20 protein-coding genes are annotated in these 14068 nt (G+C 53.1%); all 20 read right to left on the bottom strand.

Going from position 1 to position 14068, the window contains the following annotated elements; all coding sequences use genetic code 11:
• Complete coding sequence (gene rpsH, locus DS739_RS04960; RefSeq protein WP_003622730.1) at positions 1 to 399, bottom strand: 30S ribosomal protein S8; 399 nt, start codon at positions 397 to 399, stop codon at positions 1 to 3.
• A 9-nt stretch (positions 400 to 408) separates the two neighbouring features.
• A complete protein-coding gene (rpsN, locus tag DS739_RS04955) occupies positions 409 to 714 on the bottom strand; it encodes a 30S ribosomal protein S14 (RefSeq protein WP_003622728.1) in 306 nt (101 codons plus the stop codon).
• 79 nt (positions 715 to 793) lie between these two features.
• A complete protein-coding gene (gene rplE / locus DS739_RS04950; RefSeq protein ID WP_035351604.1) occupies positions 794 to 1363 on the bottom strand; it encodes a 50S ribosomal protein L5 in 570 nt (189 codons plus the stop codon).
• Between the two features lie 10 nt (positions 1364 to 1373).
• Entirely contained in the window at positions 1374 to 1694 is a 321-nt protein-coding gene (gene rplX / locus DS739_RS04945; RefSeq protein ID WP_003622726.1) for a 50S ribosomal protein L24, read from the bottom strand.
• The gene (gene rplN, locus DS739_RS04940; protein ID WP_012812770.1) at positions 1694 to 2062 is read right to left on the bottom strand and encodes a 50S ribosomal protein L14; all 369 of its coding nucleotides are present in this window, start codon (positions 2060 to 2062) and stop codon (positions 1694 to 1696) included. The genes rplX and rplN overlap by 1 nt, the downstream gene beginning before the upstream one ends.
• A gap of 18 nt (positions 2063 to 2080) precedes the next feature.
• Positions 2081 to 2350 carry a 30S ribosomal protein S17 gene (gene rpsQ / locus DS739_RS04935; protein WP_006116046.1) on the bottom strand — a complete coding sequence of 90 codons (270 nt, stop codon included), beginning with the start codon at positions 2348 to 2350 and terminating at the stop codon, positions 2081 to 2083.
• A gap of 13 nt (positions 2351 to 2363) precedes the next feature.
• Positions 2364 to 2600, bottom strand: coding sequence for a 50S ribosomal protein L29 (rpmC, locus tag DS739_RS04930; protein WP_006116047.1), 237 nt, complete (start codon positions 2598 to 2600; stop codon positions 2364 to 2366).
• Between the two features lies 1 nt (position 2601).
• Positions 2602 to 3018, bottom strand: coding sequence for a 50S ribosomal protein L16 (rplP, locus tag DS739_RS04925; RefSeq protein ID WP_035351612.1), 417 nt, complete (start codon positions 3016 to 3018; stop codon positions 2602 to 2604).
• Positions 3019 to 3036: 18 nt separating this feature from the next.
• Complete coding sequence (rpsC, locus tag DS739_RS04920) at positions 3037 to 3714, bottom strand: 30S ribosomal protein S3 (protein WP_003622715.1); 678 nt, start codon at positions 3712 to 3714, stop codon at positions 3037 to 3039.
• Positions 3715 to 3717: 3 nt separating this feature from the next.
• A complete protein-coding gene (rplV, locus tag DS739_RS04915; protein WP_003622713.1) occupies positions 3718 to 4128 on the bottom strand; it encodes a 50S ribosomal protein L22 in 411 nt (136 codons plus the stop codon).
• Between the two features lie 6 nt (positions 4129 to 4134).
• Positions 4135 to 4413 carry a 30S ribosomal protein S19 gene (gene rpsS / locus DS739_RS04910; RefSeq protein WP_012812769.1) on the bottom strand — a complete coding sequence of 93 codons (279 nt, stop codon included), beginning with the start codon at positions 4411 to 4413 and terminating at the stop codon, positions 4135 to 4137.
• Between the two features lie 13 nt (positions 4414 to 4426).
• Positions 4427 to 5257: a 50S ribosomal protein L2 gene (rplB, locus tag DS739_RS04905; RefSeq protein ID WP_003628218.1), complete on the bottom strand. Its 831-nt coding sequence runs from the start codon at positions 5255 to 5257 to the stop codon at positions 4427 to 4429.
• A gap of 16 nt (positions 5258 to 5273) precedes the next feature.
• A complete protein-coding gene (locus DS739_RS04900) occupies positions 5274 to 5609 on the bottom strand; it encodes a 50S ribosomal protein L23 (RefSeq protein ID WP_003622708.1) in 336 nt (111 codons plus the stop codon).
• Complete coding sequence (gene rplD / locus DS739_RS04895; RefSeq protein WP_006116050.1) at positions 5606 to 6220, bottom strand: 50S ribosomal protein L4; 615 nt, start codon at positions 6218 to 6220, stop codon at positions 5606 to 5608. Before rplD ends, DS739_RS04900 begins: the two co-directional genes overlap by 4 nt.
• 4 nt (positions 6221 to 6224) lie before the next feature.
• Positions 6225 to 6908 carry a 50S ribosomal protein L3 gene (rplC, locus tag DS739_RS04890; RefSeq protein ID WP_035351615.1) on the bottom strand — a complete coding sequence of 228 codons (684 nt, stop codon included), beginning with the start codon at positions 6906 to 6908 and terminating at the stop codon, positions 6225 to 6227.
• Positions 6909 to 6918: 10 nt separating this feature from the next.
• On the bottom strand, positions 6919 to 7227 hold the full coding sequence (gene rpsJ / locus DS739_RS04885) for a 30S ribosomal protein S10 (protein WP_007282720.1): 309 nt from the start codon (positions 7225 to 7227) through the stop codon (positions 6919 to 6921).
• Between the two features lie 107 nt (positions 7228 to 7334).
• On the bottom strand, positions 7335 to 8525 hold the full coding sequence (gene tuf / locus DS739_RS04880) for an elongation factor Tu (protein WP_006116052.1): 1191 nt from the start codon (positions 8523 to 8525) through the stop codon (positions 7335 to 7337).
• 90 nt (positions 8526 to 8615) lie between these two features.
• A complete protein-coding gene (rpsG, locus tag DS739_RS04875; RefSeq protein ID WP_006116053.1) occupies positions 8616 to 9092 on the bottom strand; it encodes a 30S ribosomal protein S7 in 477 nt (158 codons plus the stop codon).
• 14 nt (positions 9093 to 9106) lie between these two features.
• Complete coding sequence (gene rpsL, locus DS739_RS04870; protein WP_003622698.1) at positions 9107 to 9478, bottom strand: 30S ribosomal protein S12; 372 nt, start codon at positions 9476 to 9478, stop codon at positions 9107 to 9109.
• A 338-nt stretch (positions 9479 to 9816) separates the two neighbouring features.
• Positions 9817 to 13992, bottom strand: a complete 4176-nt coding sequence (rpoC, locus tag DS739_RS04865) for a DNA-directed RNA polymerase subunit beta' (RefSeq protein ID WP_006116054.1) — start codon at positions 13990 to 13992, stop codon at positions 9817 to 9819.
• Positions 13993 to 14068: the final 76 nt, after the last annotated feature.

Here is a 14068-nt window from a genome sequence, read left to right as displayed (position 1 = left end):
TTAGAAAACACGGCAGAGGACTTCACCGCCAACATTGGCAGCACGAGCCTCAACATCGGAAAGAACACCACGCGGTGTGGAAAGGATAGAAACACCCAAACCTGCACAAACGCGAGGAAGTTCCTTAATTTTGGAATATACGCGACGACCAGGGCGTGAAACACGCTGAATTTCGCGGATAACCGGCTCACCGTCGGTGTATTTCAACTCAATATGCAACTGAGCAATACCCTTACGGACGTCTTCACGCTTATAGCCACGAATGTAGCCTTCACGCTGCAGAGCTTCTAGAACACTCACGCGCAGCTTAGAGGCCGGAGCAACACAAGCATTGTGACGCGCACGCTGAGCATTACGAATACGGGTGAGCATATCACCCAAAGGATCAGAAAGTGACATCTCGCGCCCTTACCAGCTTGCTTTAACCACGCCCGGAATCTGGCCTTCAGATGCCAGATCACGGAAAGCAATACGGCACAGCTCAAACTTGCGGTAGTTACCGCGAGAACGACCTGTCAGTTTGCAACGCAGACGAACCCGCACGCGAGAACCATTGCGCGGCAGTTCAGCCAACTTCAAAGACGCATCAAACCGATCCTCCACGGGAAGAGAACGATCCATAACGATATTTTTGAGAGCTACCCGCTTCTCTTTATCCCGTGCCGCCATGCGCGCGCGCTTTGCGTTACGCAGAATGGCAGAAGTCTTAGCCATACAAATTACCTCCGGAACCCTTCGAAAACCTTCGACGGTTTTCCAAGATCACACATTAAAACACCCAGCAGGGTCTGTATCACCCCACGAAGGGAAGATCAAACGCCTTCAGCAGGGCCTTGGCTTCTGCATCTGTCTTTGCACTGGTTACGAACACCACGTCCATACCGCGGATTTCATCTACCTTATCGTATTCGATTTCGGGGAAGATGATCTGTTCTTTCAAGCCCAGAGCAAAGTTACCACGACCGTCAAAACCTTTGGTAGCCGGCAGACCGCGGAAATCGCGGATGCGTGGCATAGCAATAGTTACCAGACGATCAAGGAATTCATACATCCGTGCACGGCGCAGAGTGACCTTACAGCCAATCGGCAGACCTTCACGGATCTTGAAACCAGCGATAGCTTTCTTCGCCACTGTTTTAACAGGCTTCTGACCAGCAATAAGCGCCATTTCTGCAACAGCAGCATCTAGCTTCTTCTGATCGCCAGCAGCCTCACCCACGCCCATATTCAGGACGATTTTTTCGAGGTGAGGCACCTGCATTTCATTTTTGTAACCAAACTGCTTACGCAGGTTGGCACGCAGTTCGCTTTCATACCGCTGCTGAAAGCGCGGCAGGGAACGACCTTCCTGTTTCGCACTCATTCGTAGCCCCTCAACCTTCAATAGCTTCGCCGGTCGCCTTAGCGATGCGAACTTTTTTGCCGTTTTCCAGCACTCGGAAACCAACTCGTGTCGGCTTTTTAGAGGCTGGATCAATCAGCTTCAGGTTAGAAAGGTGAATGGGCGCTTCACGGGTAATAATCCCGCTTTCTTCACCCATGCGGCGCGCACGCTGATGACGCTTAATTAGCGCCACACCACGCACAACAGCACGGTTTTCGGAAGGACGAACCTCCAGAACTTCTCCCTGCGTCCCCTTGGAGGAACCGCTGATGACGACAACCGTATCGCCTTTTTTAATACGGGCAGCCATTACAACACCTCCGGCGCGAGAGAGATGATCTTCATGAACTTCTTCGCACGCAATTCGCGCACAACCGGTCCAAAAATACGCGTACCAATCGGTTCCTGCTGCTTGTTAATCAGCACAGCTGCGTTTTTATCGAAACGGATCGCGCTACCATCAGGCCGACGGACTGGATAGGAAGTCCGCACGATAACAGCCTGGTGAACGTCGCCCTTCTTCACTTTCCCGCGGGGGATAGCTTCTTTGACGGAAACGACGATCACGTCGCCGACCGAGGCGGACTTCCGCTTGGAGCCGCCCAGCACCTTGATGCACTGCACCTGACGTGCACCAGAATTATCGGCGACGTCAAGGTTGGTCTCGGGATGGATCATAACCTAAATATCCTTACGTTAGGCCGATGCACCGGCTTCCGCACCAACGACTTCGCCGTTGCGGGAAATCACAGTCCACGTCTTGCGGCGTGAAATAGGCGGACATTCAACAATCCGCACGGAGTCACCAACCTTGCAGATATTTTCTTCATCATGCGCCGCATATTTTTTAGAGCGACGAATGAATTTCTTATAGAGCGGATGCATGACGCGACGATCAACAAGAACCGTAATGGTTTTGTCCATCTTATCGCTGGTCACACGCCCGGTCAGGACGCGCCTTGGCATCGGCTAACTCTCCTCAGGCATTGGCAGCAGATGTTTTTGCACCTGCTGCAGTCTTTGCATTTTGCACCGCAATCGTCTTGATTCGTGCAATCTCACGGCGCACCGCACGCATACGGCTCTGCGCTTCAGTCTGACCCGTGGCCTGCTGGAAACGCAGATTAAGCTGCTCACGCTTCAATTCAACCAGACGAGCTTCAAGCTCGTCCGGAGTCTTGGTGCGCAAATCGGCTGGCTTAGTTGCCTTTACCATCTCACGCATCTCCAATTCGGGTCACAAACTTGGTCTTGATCGGCAGTTTTGCTGCACCCAGAGCCAACGCTTCACGCGCCAGTTCAGGGGGCACACCTTCGATCTCAAACAAAATGCGACCTGGCTTCACACGGGCCACCCAGTATTCTGGGGAACCCTTACCGGAGCCCATACGCACTTCTGCAGGTTTTGTCGAGACCGGAAGGTCAGGAAAAATACGAATCCAGACGCGACCTGCTCGTTTCATGGCACGTGTGATAGCCCGACGGGAGGCTTCAATCTGGCGTGCCGTAATACGTTCCGGCTGAAGAGCCTTCAGTCCAAACGTACCGAAGTTCAACGTGGTGCCACTTTTTGCAAGACCGTGGATACGGCCTTTGTGGGCTTTACGGAATTTTGTCCGCTTCGGGGAAAGCATGTTGTTTTATCCCTCTCCTCAGCGCTGAGGAGCCTGTTCGGCCGCCCGGCGATCCTGAGCCATCGGATCATGAGCAAGAATTTCGCCCTTAAAGATCCAGACCTTTACACCGCAAGTGCCATAGGTGGTCTTTGCTGTTGCTGTGCCATAATCGATATCAGCACGCAGGGTGTGCAGAGGCACACGACCTTCACGATACCATTCGATACGTGCGATTTCCGCACCGCCAAGACGACCAGAGCAGTTGATACGAATACCCTGTGCGCCCAGACGCATAGCAGACTGCACTGCACGCTTCATGGCACGACGGAAAGCCACACGACGTTCCAGCTGCTGAGCAATGTTTTCTGCAACCAGTGTAGCGTCGATTTCTGGCTTGCGAATTTCAACAATGTTCAGCGCAACTTCCGTGCCAGCCATACGTGTCAGCTCCTTACGGAGCGCATCGATGTCCTGACCCTTCTTACCAATCACAACACCCGGACGGGCGGCGTAAATGGTTACGCGGGGCTTTTTGGCCGGACGTTCAATAACGACACGAGACACACCAGCGCCAACCAGCTTGCGACGCAGGAATGCACGCAGCTTCAGATCTTCATGAAGCAATTTTGAATAGTCGGAATCGGCATACCACCGGCTATCCCACGTGCGGTTGATACCGAGCCGCAGCCCGATTGGATTGACTTTATGTCCCATACCTCAGGCCGCCTTCTGTTCGGAAGAAGCTGCTTCAGGCTCAGCAGCCCGTTCAGCTACAACAATCTTCAGGTGACTGAAAAACTTTTCAACACGAGCAGAACGCCCACGACCACGGGCATGAAAACGCCGCATGACAATGGATTTTCCAACTTCAGCTGTTTTCACCACCAGCTGGTCAACGTCCAGCTGGTGATTGTTTTCAGCATTAGCGATTGCGCTTTCCAGCGTCTTTTTCACTTCCTGAGCGATACGGCGCTTAGAGAACGTCAACGTTGCAACTGCCTGGGAAGCAGGCTTGTTGCGGATCAGGCCGGCCACAAGGTTCAGCTTGCGGGGGCTAACCCGGATGTTGCGCGTAACTGCCTGCGCTTCTGTTTCCGCGAGTGTGCGCGGATGCTTCGGCTTGCTCATCTCTGCTTAGCCCCGCTTAGACTTCTTGTCAGCACCATGCCCATGGAATGTACGGGTCGGAGAAAATTCGCCGAACTTATGTCCGACCATGTTTTCCGTAACCTGTACGGGCAGAAACTTCTGACCGTTATAAACACCGAACGTCAGACCGACGAACTGCGGAAGAATTGTAGAACGACGAGACCAGATCTTGATCACTTCGTTACGACCCGACGCGCGGGATACCTCAGCTTTATTCAGCAGATACCCGTCGACGAACGGGCCTTTCCAGACGGAACGTGCCATCTTCTATTGCCCCTTACTTGCCGGTCTTTCGACGACGGATAATCAGACTGTCCGTCCGCTTGTTGACCCGAGTTTTGTACCCTTTGGTTGGCTTGCCCCATGGCGTAACCGGATGACGGCCACCAGAGGTACGACCTTCACCACCACCATGCGGATGATCAACAGGGTTCATCACCACACCACGGTTATGAGGACGACGCCCCAACCAACGGGAACGCCCAGCCTTACCCATATGCTGGTTCATGTTATCCGGATTGGACACGGCACCAACGGTCGCCATGCACTCACCACGAACAACACGCAGCTCACCAGACTGCAACTTGATCTGGGCGTAACCGGAATCCTTACCAACGAGCTGGGCATATGTGCCAGCAGAACGTGCGAGCTTACCACCTGCACCCTGCTTCAGTTCGATGTTATGGATAATCGTTCCCACCGGGATGGAAGCCAACGGCATAGCATTACCAGGCTTAATATCCACGCGTGCACCAGCGATGACATTGTCACCAACTTTCAGACGCTGCGGAGCCAGGATATATGCAAGCTCGCCATCTTCGTACTTCACCAGCGCAATAAATGCGGTGCGGTTCGGATCATATTCCAGACGTTCCACCGTACCCAGAACATCAAACTTACGACGTTTGAAGTCTACGTAACGGTAAGACTGCTTATGACCACCCCCACGGAAACGGGAAGTGATACGGCCATTATTATTACGACCGCCTGTCTTATTTTTACCTTCGGTCAACTGTTTGACCGGCTTACCTTTCCAAAGGTCAGCACGATCAACCAGCACCGTACCACGCAAGCTTGGCGTGACAGGATTAAAGTGCTTCAGAGCCATGAATTTCTACCTTCGGTCACGCCAGCTTGGCGGTAAGATCAATGGACTGACCTTCCGCAAGCTGAACGAACGCCTTCTTCACGTCAGAACGCTGCCCAACACGCCCTTTAAAGCGTTTGGTTTTTCCCTTCTGAACCAAGGTGTTGACACCAACAACCTTGACCCCGAACAGCGTTTCCACCGCAACCTTGATTTCAGGCTTCGTAGCGGACATTGCCACTTTGAAAACAACCTGGTTCTTTTCAGAAAGCGCCGTAGCTTTTTCCGTAATTACAGGAGTACGCACGATGTCGTACATTGCTTCACGGGAAAGACGCTCGGCTTTCTTGCGAATGGCAAGAATATTCGTCATGCCAGGCGCTCCTTCAGTCCTTCAAGGCCGGCCTGCGTAATCGCAAGCACCTCGTGGTTCAGAATGTCGTAAACATTCGCACCAATGGTCGGCAGAATGTCGATCTTGGGCAGGTTACGGGCGGCACGACCGAAGCTCTCATCTACAGCAGCATCCACGATCAGAGCAGATGTCCAACCCAGAGACTTCAGTTTCTTTGCCAGTTCGCTGGTCTTATCAACGCCAGAAGCAGACTGCAGCACAATAAGCTTACCGTCTTTTGCCTTCTGAGAAAGCGCAGAAATCAGACCAAGGCGGCGCACTTTTTTCGGCAGATCGTAACCGTGGTCACGCACAACCGGGCCATGCACTGCCCCACCGGTACGATACTGTGGCGCACGCAACGAACCCTGACGGGCGCTACCTGTGCCTTTCTGGCGGTATGGCTTTTTGGTGGTGCCGGACACTTCGCCCATGCCCTTCACCTTATGCGTGCCTGCGCGGCGCTTAGCCAGCTGCCAGTGCACAACACGAGCCATGATATCTGCACGCGGCGCAACGGCGAAAATTTCGTCCGGAAGCGTTGCAGAACCAGCGCTGCTGTTATCTAGCGTCTTGATTTCGATTTCCATGACCTCAGCCCTCCGCCTTCACGAGGCCGGCCGGATAAGGCGCGTCATCATGGCGGGCTTTTTTAATGGCGTCACGGATCAGAACAACACCGTTCTTCGCTCCTGGCACGGAGCCACGAACCATGATCAGATTCTTTTCCGGATCGACCGCTGCGATTTCCAGATTCAAGGTGGTCACGCGTTCATCACCGAGATGACCAGCCATCTTCTTGTTCTTAAAGGTCTTGCCGGGATCCTGGCGATTACCAGTCGAACCATGCGAACGGTGCGAAATAGACACACCATGCGTGGCTTCAAGACCAGCAAAATTCCAGCGCTTCATTGCGCCAGCAAATCCCTTACCTTTGCTTACACCTGTAACGTCAACCTTTTGGCCAACAACAAAGTGAGAAGCTGAAAGGGTAGCACCAACCTCAAGAGCGGCATCATCAGCCACACGAAATTCGCGAAGCGCCTGCTTGGGCTCCACTTTCGTGCGAGCAAAATGCCCACGATTCGGCTTGGTTACGTTTTTCACCTTGGCTTTACCCATACCTAGCTGAACAGCTACGTAGCCATCCCGCTCCTGGTTACGGACATCAACCACCTGCACATCATCAACATGCAGGACGGTAACAGGCACATGCGTGCCATCTTCCTTGAACAGTCGGGACATGCCCAACTTCTTTGCGATCAATCCGGTGCGCATCGTCTGGACCTTAGAGTTTGATCTCGACATCAACGCCAGCGGCGAGGTCGAGCTTCATGAGAGCGTCCACGGTCTGCGGAGTGGGCTCAACAATGTCGAGCAGACGGCGATGAGTTCGAATTTCGAACTGCTCGCGGCTCTTTTTATCAACGTGAGGAGAACGGTTAACCGTAAACCGTTCGATATGCGTAGGCAGCGGGATAGGACCCCGAACCCGCGCACCCGTACGCTTCGCCGTATTCACGATCTCTTTCGTGCTGTTATCCAGCACCCGATGATCGTACGCTTTCAGGCGAATGCGGATGTTCTGGTTGTCCATTTGTTTTTTAGTCCAACACTTTACTTATCCGGGGAATCCCGGCCGCTAAGTAAGACCCCGACCAAAATCAATCGGTCGGGGCCACTTAGGCTCATATCCTCTATCGATTACTCGATAATGGAGGAAACAACGCCAGCACCAACCGTGCGGCCACCTTCGCGAATAGCGAAACGCAGACCTTCGTCCATGGCGATTGGAGCAATCAGCTCAACTTCCATAGCGCAGTTGTCGCCCGGCATCACCATTTCGGTGCCTTCCGGCAGATGCACAACACCCGTCACGTCAGTCGTACGGAAGTAGAACTGCGGACGATAGTTGGTGAAGAATGGCGTATGACGGCCACCTTCTTCCTTCGTCAGGATGTAGGCTTCTGCTTTGAACTTCTTATGCGGCGTAATGGAGCCTGGCTTTGCCAGAACCTGACCACGCTCCACATCTTCGCGCTTGGTGCCACGCAGCAGAGCGCCGATGTTGTCACCAGCTTCACCGCGATCAAGCAGCTTACGGAACATTTCAACGCCGGTTACGGTTGTCTTCGTGGTCGGCTTCAGACCAACGATTTCAATTTCGTCACCAACATTGATCACGCCACGTTCCACACGACCCGTTACCACGGTACCACGACCAGAGATGGAGAACACATCTTCGATCGGCATCAGGAACGGACGGTCAACCGGACGTTCCGGCTGCGGGATGTAGGCATCAACTGCGTCCATCAGATCGCGAACGCGGTTTTCACCGATTTCCGGATCACCATCTTCCAGAGTTACCAGAGCGGAACCCTTGATGATCGGCACATCGTCGCCAGGGAACTGATAGGAAGACAGAAGTTCACGAACTTCCATTTCAACCAGCTCAAGCAGTTCCGGATCATCAACCTGATCAACCTTGTTCAGGAAGACAACCAGAGCCGGCACACCAACCTGACGAGCAAGCAGGATGTGTTCGCGGGTCTGCGGCATCGGGCCGTCAGCTGCGGACACAACCAGGATTGCACCGTCCATCTGCGCCGCACCCGTGATCATGTTCTTCACGTAGTCAGCATGTCCGGGGCAGTCAACGTGCGCGTAGTGACGCTTGTCGGTTTCATATTCCACGTGAGCTGTGGAAATGGTGATGCCGCGAGCGCGTTCTTCCGGAGCAGCGTCGATCTGATCATACGCCTTAAATTCAGCGCCACCCTTTTTTGCAAGCGTCTTGGTGATCGCTGCCGTCAGAGAGGTCTTACCATGGTCAACGTGACCAATGGTGCCGATGTTGCAGTGCGGTTTATTCCGCTCAAATTTAGCCTTAGCCATTTTTTACTCCATGCCCCAAAAACCATTCGGGATGCAGTTGTTATAAGCCCTGCAAACTCACTGCAAGAGGAAATGCAGCAGCTTCTTTCATTACCAGCGATAGTGGCTGAATGCTTTGTTAGCTTCCGCCATACGGTGGGTATCTTCCCGCTTCTTCACTGCTGCGCCACGATTGTTGACGGCATCCAGAAGCTCATTGGAAAGCCGATCCTGCATAGTGTTTTCGCCACGCTTGCGCGCAGCATCAATCACCCAACGGATCGCCAACGCCTGACGGCGGTCTGCGCGAACTTCAACCGGCACCTGGTAGGTTGCCCCACCAACACGGCGAGAACGCACTTCAACAGCCGGCTTTACGTTATCCAGCGCACTGTGGAACAGCACCACTGCATCCGCACCGTTACCGCTACGACGCACCATGGCATCCAGCGCACCGTATACGATTCTTTCTGCAGCAGACTTCTTACCATCGTACATCAGCGCATTCATGAAACGCGTGACAACGATATCTCCGAATTTCGGATCGGGAAGGATCTCGCGCTTTACTGCGCGATGACGGCGACTCATACCTGTTCTTCCTCTTATTTCGGACGCTTGGCGCCATACAGCGAACGACGCTGACGCCGCTTGGCAATACCCTGCGTATCCAGAACACCACGAAGGATGTGATAACGCACACCCGGCAAATCCTTCACACGACCGCCGCGGATCAGCACAACACTATGCTCCTGAAGGTTATGACCTTCACCCGGAATATAGCTGACCACCTCATAGCCGTTCGTCAGACGCACCTTAGCGACTTTACGCAGTGCGGAGTTCGGCTTTTTTGGCGTCGTGGTATAAACGCGGGTGCAAACACCGCGCTTTTGGGGGCATCCTTGCAGCGCGGGCACCTTGTTGCGCTTGACCGCAGGCTTGCGCCCCTTGGCAATGAGCTGGTTGATGGTCGGCATGCGCCTTTCCCGATCCTTACACAGTTCGGCCGGCCGCCATTATTTCTGACTGCCGACTTTCATTAAAAAAGATCCCATCAGGCATTTGCCTGTATGGGGCTATGTTGGCATCCGGCCCCGCTTCCACCCCGGAAGCCAACCGCATGCTAGACTCACACAGAAAACCTAATTGCTCTTTCTATCCACAGGGATATCCAGAGCTGAGGGCTGCTACCTAACCCTCCCCCCGCTGGGAGTCAAGTTTTACCCTGCGATTCTTAAAGAATTGCGTACGCTGTACATGAAAAAAGGACCAAGGTTTCCCCTGATCCTTCCTTCATGAAGCATATTTGCAACGTTTATTCGGCTGCAGAACGCCCAACACGTTGGCGATCCTGCTCTGCGGCAATAGCCCGCAGACGCTTCATAACACTGCCCGTACCTGCTGGAATCAGTCGCCCAACAATTACGTTTTCCTTCAGGCCCATCAACTTATCCACTTTCCCTGCCGTAGCAGCTTCTGTGAGCACGCGTGTAGTTTCCTGGAACGATGCAGCAGAGATAAAGGACTGCGTCTGCAGAGAAGCCTTGGTGATGCCCTGCAGCACCGGCATACCCTGAGCTGGCCGCTCACCTGCTTTGAGGCTCTTGGCATTTTCAGCCTCGAACTCAATACGGTCAACAGTTTCGCCAATCAGATATGTCGTATCACCCGGCTCCAGAATTTCTACCTTCTGAAGCATCTGACGCACGATAACTTCAATATGCTTATCGTTAATCTTCACACCCTGAAGACGATACACATCCTGAATTTCGTTGATCAGGTAATCAGACAGAGCCTCTACGCCCATCACCTTCAGGATATCGTGGGGCACCCGCGGACCATCGACCAGCGGATCACCTTTTTCCACAAAGTCACCTTCCTGAACGGAAATGTGCTTGCCTTTCGGGATCAGGTATTCCTGCTCCTCGCCCGTTTCATCGTTCTTCACGATAACACGGCGCTTGGATTTGTAATCTTTCCCGAATTCAACGCGCCCTTCCATTTCCGCGATAATAGCGTGGTCTTTTGGCCGACGTGCTTCAAACAATTCAGCAACGCGGGGCAGACCACCTGTAATATCACGGGTTTTGGAGCCTTCACGTGGCAGACGCGCCAGAACGTCACCGGCATTTACTTCTGTACCGTTTTCAACAGACAGAAGCGTTTCGGGAGAGAGGAAGTAACGGGCATCTGCACCGTTATCCAACTTCACCACATCACCGTTGGCATCCTTAAGCTGCAGACGTGGGCGCAGATCCACACCTTTACCTGCCTGCTTATAATCAACCACCACTTTGGAGGTCAGGCCTGTTACTTCGTCCATACGCTCAACAAGCGTGATGGAGTCAATCAGATCCAGGTATTCAACCTTACCGGCTTTTTCCGTGATAATCGGAAGGGTGTACGGATCCCACTCAGCCAGTTTCTGACCGCGAGCAACTTTTGCCCCTTCTTCTGTCAACAAACGGGCACCATACGGCACACGGTAACGGGCTTTCTCCACACCGTTTTCGTCAGACAGAAGAATTTCACAGTTACGTGCCATCACGATCGGCACGTTCTGACTGTTATGCACAACGTTACGGTTACGGATTACGACCTGGCCATCACGAGAGGCTTCGATCATGGACTGTTCCGCACCACGCTGCGCCGCACCACCAATATGGAAGGTACGCATTGTCAGCTGTGTGCCGGGTTCACCAATGGACTGAGCGGCGATAACACCCACGGCTTCACCGATGTTAACCGGTGTGCCGCGTGCAAGATCACGACCATAGCAGTGACCACATACACCAACGCGGCTATCACAGGTCAGGACAGAACGGATATGAACCGTTTCCACACCAGATTTTTCAATCCGCTCGGCATCAGCCTCATCAATCAGATGATTGCGCGGAACGATCACTTCGTTGGTGCCTGGCGCTACCACATCGGAAGCAACCGTACGGCCAAGGATACGTTCGGACAGAGAGGCTACAACTTCCCCACCATCCATCACCGCACGCACCGTCAGGCCGCGTTCACTACCGCAATCTTCTTCGATAATGATGCTGTCCTGCGCCACATCCACCAGACGACGGGTGAGATATCCGGAGTTAGCGGTTTTCAGCGCGGTATCAGCCAGACCTTTACGTGCACCATGGGTAGAGGTGAAGTAATCGAGAACCGACAGGCCTTCTTTAAAGTTGGCAATAATCGGCTGCTCAATAATTTCACCAGATGGCTTGGCCATCAGACCACGCATACCGGCCAGCTGTTTCATCTGAGCCGGCGACCCACGAGCCCCGGAGTGGCTCATCATCCACACCGAGTTGATCTGCTTACCAACTTCCTGACGAGAAATTTCTTTGGTCATGGCCGCCTGCACTTCGTCTGTGCAACGAGACCACGCATCCACCACCTTATTGTAGCGTTCGCCAGCCGTGATCAGACCATCCTGATACTGCTGTTCAAACTCTTTAACTTCGGCAGCCGTGCGATCAACCAGTTCTTTCTTTTCAGGCGGGATGATCATGTCATCCTTACCAAAGGAAATACCAGCCTTAGCAGCATGACGGAAACCCAGAGCCATCAGACGGTCACAGAAGATAACTGCTTCTTTCTGACCGCAATGACGATACACCGTATCAATAACGTCAGACACGGCCTTTTTGGTGAGCTGACGGTTGATAAGGGAGAACGGCACGGCTTCATGCTGCGGCAGGATCTGTGCAATCAACACACGGCCAGGCGTGGTCACGGCTGTTTCGTAGGTGACCTTGCCATCTGCACCGACCTTCTGGAAGCGTGCGCGAATTTTATCATGCAGCTTCAGTGCACCGGCGCTGAGTGCGTATTCCACTTCACCAATAGAAGAGAAAGATGGCGCACCTTCTTTGACCAAAGCACCTGTCTTCTCATCATATTCACAGCGATCTGGCGTAACCTTGAATTCAGGTGTTTCGAGGCTGAGGTAATACAGCCCCAAAACGATATCCTGAGAAGGCACGATAATCGGCTTACCATTTGCTGGGCTGAGGATGTTGTTGGTGGACATCATCAGCACACGTGCTTCAAGCTGGGCTTCAAGGCTCAGCGGCACATGCACGGCCATCTGGTCACCGTCAAAGTCTGCGTTAAACGCGGTGCAGACCAGCGGATGCAGCTGAATGGCCTTACCTTCAACCAGCACCGGTTCAAACGCCTGAATACCCAGACGATGCAACGTAGGCGCACGGTTAAGCATAACCGGATGTTCGCGGATAACTTCTTCAAGAATATCCCAAACTTCTGGACGCTCTTTTTCCACCATCCGCTTTGCAGCTTTAATGGTGGTAGCATGACCGTATTTTTCCAGCTTGGCGTAAATGAACGGCTTGAACAGCTCCAGCGCCATCTTTTTGGGAAGACCACACTGATGGAGCTTAAGCTCCGGCCCCACCACAATAACAGAACGACCAGAGTAATCGACGCGCTTACCAAGCAGGTTCTGACGGAAACGCCCCTGCTTACCTTTAAGCATATCGGAAAGAGATTTCAGCGGGCGCTTGTTAGCACCCGTAATCGCACGGCCACGACGCCCGTTATCGAACAACGCATCCACAGCTTCCTGCAGCATACGCTTTTCGTTACGCACGATAATATCGGGCGCACGCAGTTCCATCAGGCGCTTCAGACGGTTATTACGGTTGATAACACGCCGATACAGATCGTTCAGGTCAGACGTTGCAAAACGACCGCCATCCAGCGGCACCAACGGACGCAGATCCGGCGGAATAACCGGAACCAGATCCAGAATCATCCATTCTGGACGGGAACCGCTTTCTGCAAACGCTTCAATCAGCTTCAGGCGCTTAACAAGCTTTTTGCGCTTGGCTTCTGAAGTTGTTTCCTTAAGTTCCTGACGCAGTTCTACCTTTTCGGCATCACAATCAATGCGTTCCAGAACCTTTTTAATGGCTTCTGCGCCAATGCCAACTTCAACACCTTCATCGCCATATTCATCCATGGCATCAAGGTACTGTTCTTCCGTCAGCAAGGAATACTGCTTCAGCGGAGACGTGCCGGGTTCCAGAACCAGGTAGCTTTCAAAGTAAAGCACCTTTTCCAGATCTTTCAGCGTCATATCAACCATCAGGCCGATACGGCTGGGCAGAGACTTCAGGAACCAGATATGGGCAACGGGGCTGGCAAGCTGAATATGGCCCATGCGCTCACGACGCACCTTGGCCAGCGTAACTTCAACACCGCACTTTTCGCAGATAATACCGCGGAATTTCATCCGCTTGTATTTGCCGCAAAGGCATTCATAATCCTTGATCGGACCAAAAATACGCGCACAGAACAAGCCATCCCGCTCTGGCTTGAACGTACGATAGTTGATGGTCTCGGGCTTCTTGATTTCGCCATAAGACCAGGAACGGATTTGTTCGGGCGATGCCAACTGAATCTTAATCTGATCAAATGTCATCGCCTGGCCGGTCTGGCCAAGAATTTTCATGAGCTCATTCATGTGCCGAAGCCCCCAGCGGGAAACGGGGAGCCGAGGTTTCTACCCCGGCCTCCCCTTTGAAATAAGAACGGATGGT

Source organism: Acetobacter sp. JWB, from assembly GCF_003323795.1.
Lineage (GTDB): Bacteria > Pseudomonadota > Alphaproteobacteria > Acetobacterales > Acetobacteraceae > Acetobacter > Acetobacter oryzifermentans.
Note: the sequence above shows the minus strand (reverse complement) of the source record. Positions and strands in the feature narration are given on the sequence as shown.

Bases quoted from the DNA above. Each gene is read 5' to 3' on its own strand.
- rpsH (WP_003622730.1), bottom strand. From the start codon at position 399: ATGTCACTTTCTGATCCTTTGGGTGATATGCTCACCCGTATTCGTAAT.
- rpsN (WP_003622728.1), bottom strand. From the start codon at position 714: ATGGCTAAGACTTCTGCCATTCTGCGTAACGCAAAGCGCGCGCGCATG.
- rplE (WP_035351604.1), bottom strand. From the start codon at position 1,363: ATGAGTGCGAAACAGGAAGGTCGTTCCCTGCCGCGCTTTCAGCAGCGG.
- rplX (WP_003622726.1), bottom strand. From the start codon at position 1,694: ATGGCTGCCCGTATTAAAAAAGGCGATACGGTTGTCGTCATCAGCGGT.
- rplN (WP_012812770.1), bottom strand. From the start codon at position 2,062: ATGATCCATCCCGAGACCAACCTTGACGTCGCCGATAATTCTGGTGCA.
- rpsQ (WP_006116046.1), bottom strand. From the start codon at position 2,350: ATGCCAAGGCGCGTCCTGACCGGGCGTGTGACCAGCGATAAGATGGAC.
- rpmC (WP_006116047.1), bottom strand. From the start codon at position 2,600: ATGGTAAAGGCAACTAAGCCAGCCGATTTGCGCACCAAGACTCCGGAC.
- rplP (WP_035351612.1), bottom strand. From the start codon at position 3,018: ATGCTTTCCCCGAAGCGGACAAAATTCCGTAAAGCCCACAAAGGCCGT.
- rpsC (WP_003622715.1), bottom strand. From the start codon at position 3,714: ATGGGACATAAAGTCAATCCAATCGGGCTGCGGCTCGGTATCAACCGC.
- rplV (WP_003622713.1), bottom strand. From the start codon at position 4,128: ATGAGCAAGCCGAAGCATCCGCGCACACTCGCGGAAACAGAAGCGCAG.
- rpsS (WP_012812769.1), bottom strand. From the start codon at position 4,413: ATGGCACGTTCCGTCTGGAAAGGCCCGTTCGTCGACGGGTATCTGCTG.
- rplB (WP_003628218.1), bottom strand. From the start codon at position 5,257: ATGGCTCTGAAGCACTTTAATCCTGTCACGCCAAGCTTGCGTGGTACG.
- DS739_RS04900 (WP_003622708.1), bottom strand. From the start codon at position 5,609: ATGACGAATATTCTTGCCATTCGCAAGAAAGCCGAGCGTCTTTCCCGT.
- rplD (WP_006116050.1), bottom strand. From the start codon at position 6,220: ATGGAAATCGAAATCAAGACGCTAGATAACAGCAGCGCTGGTTCTGCA.
- rplC (WP_035351615.1), bottom strand. From the start codon at position 6,908: ATGCGCACCGGATTGATCGCAAAGAAGTTGGGCATGTCCCGACTGTTC.
- rpsJ (WP_007282720.1), bottom strand. From the start codon at position 7,227: ATGGACAACCAGAACATCCGCATTCGCCTGAAAGCGTACGATCATCGG.
- tuf (WP_006116052.1), bottom strand. From the start codon at position 8,525: ATGGCTAAGGCTAAATTTGAGCGGAATAAACCGCACTGCAACATCGGC.
- rpsG (WP_006116053.1), bottom strand. From the start codon at position 9,092: ATGAGTCGCCGTCATCGCGCAGTAAAGCGCGAGATCCTTCCCGATCCG.
- rpsL (WP_003622698.1), bottom strand. From the start codon at position 9,478: ATGCCGACCATCAACCAGCTCATTGCCAAGGGGCGCAAGCCTGCGGTC.
- rpoC (WP_006116054.1), bottom strand. From the start codon at position 13,992: ATGAATGAGCTCATGAAAATTCTTGGCCAGACCGGCCAGGCGATGACA.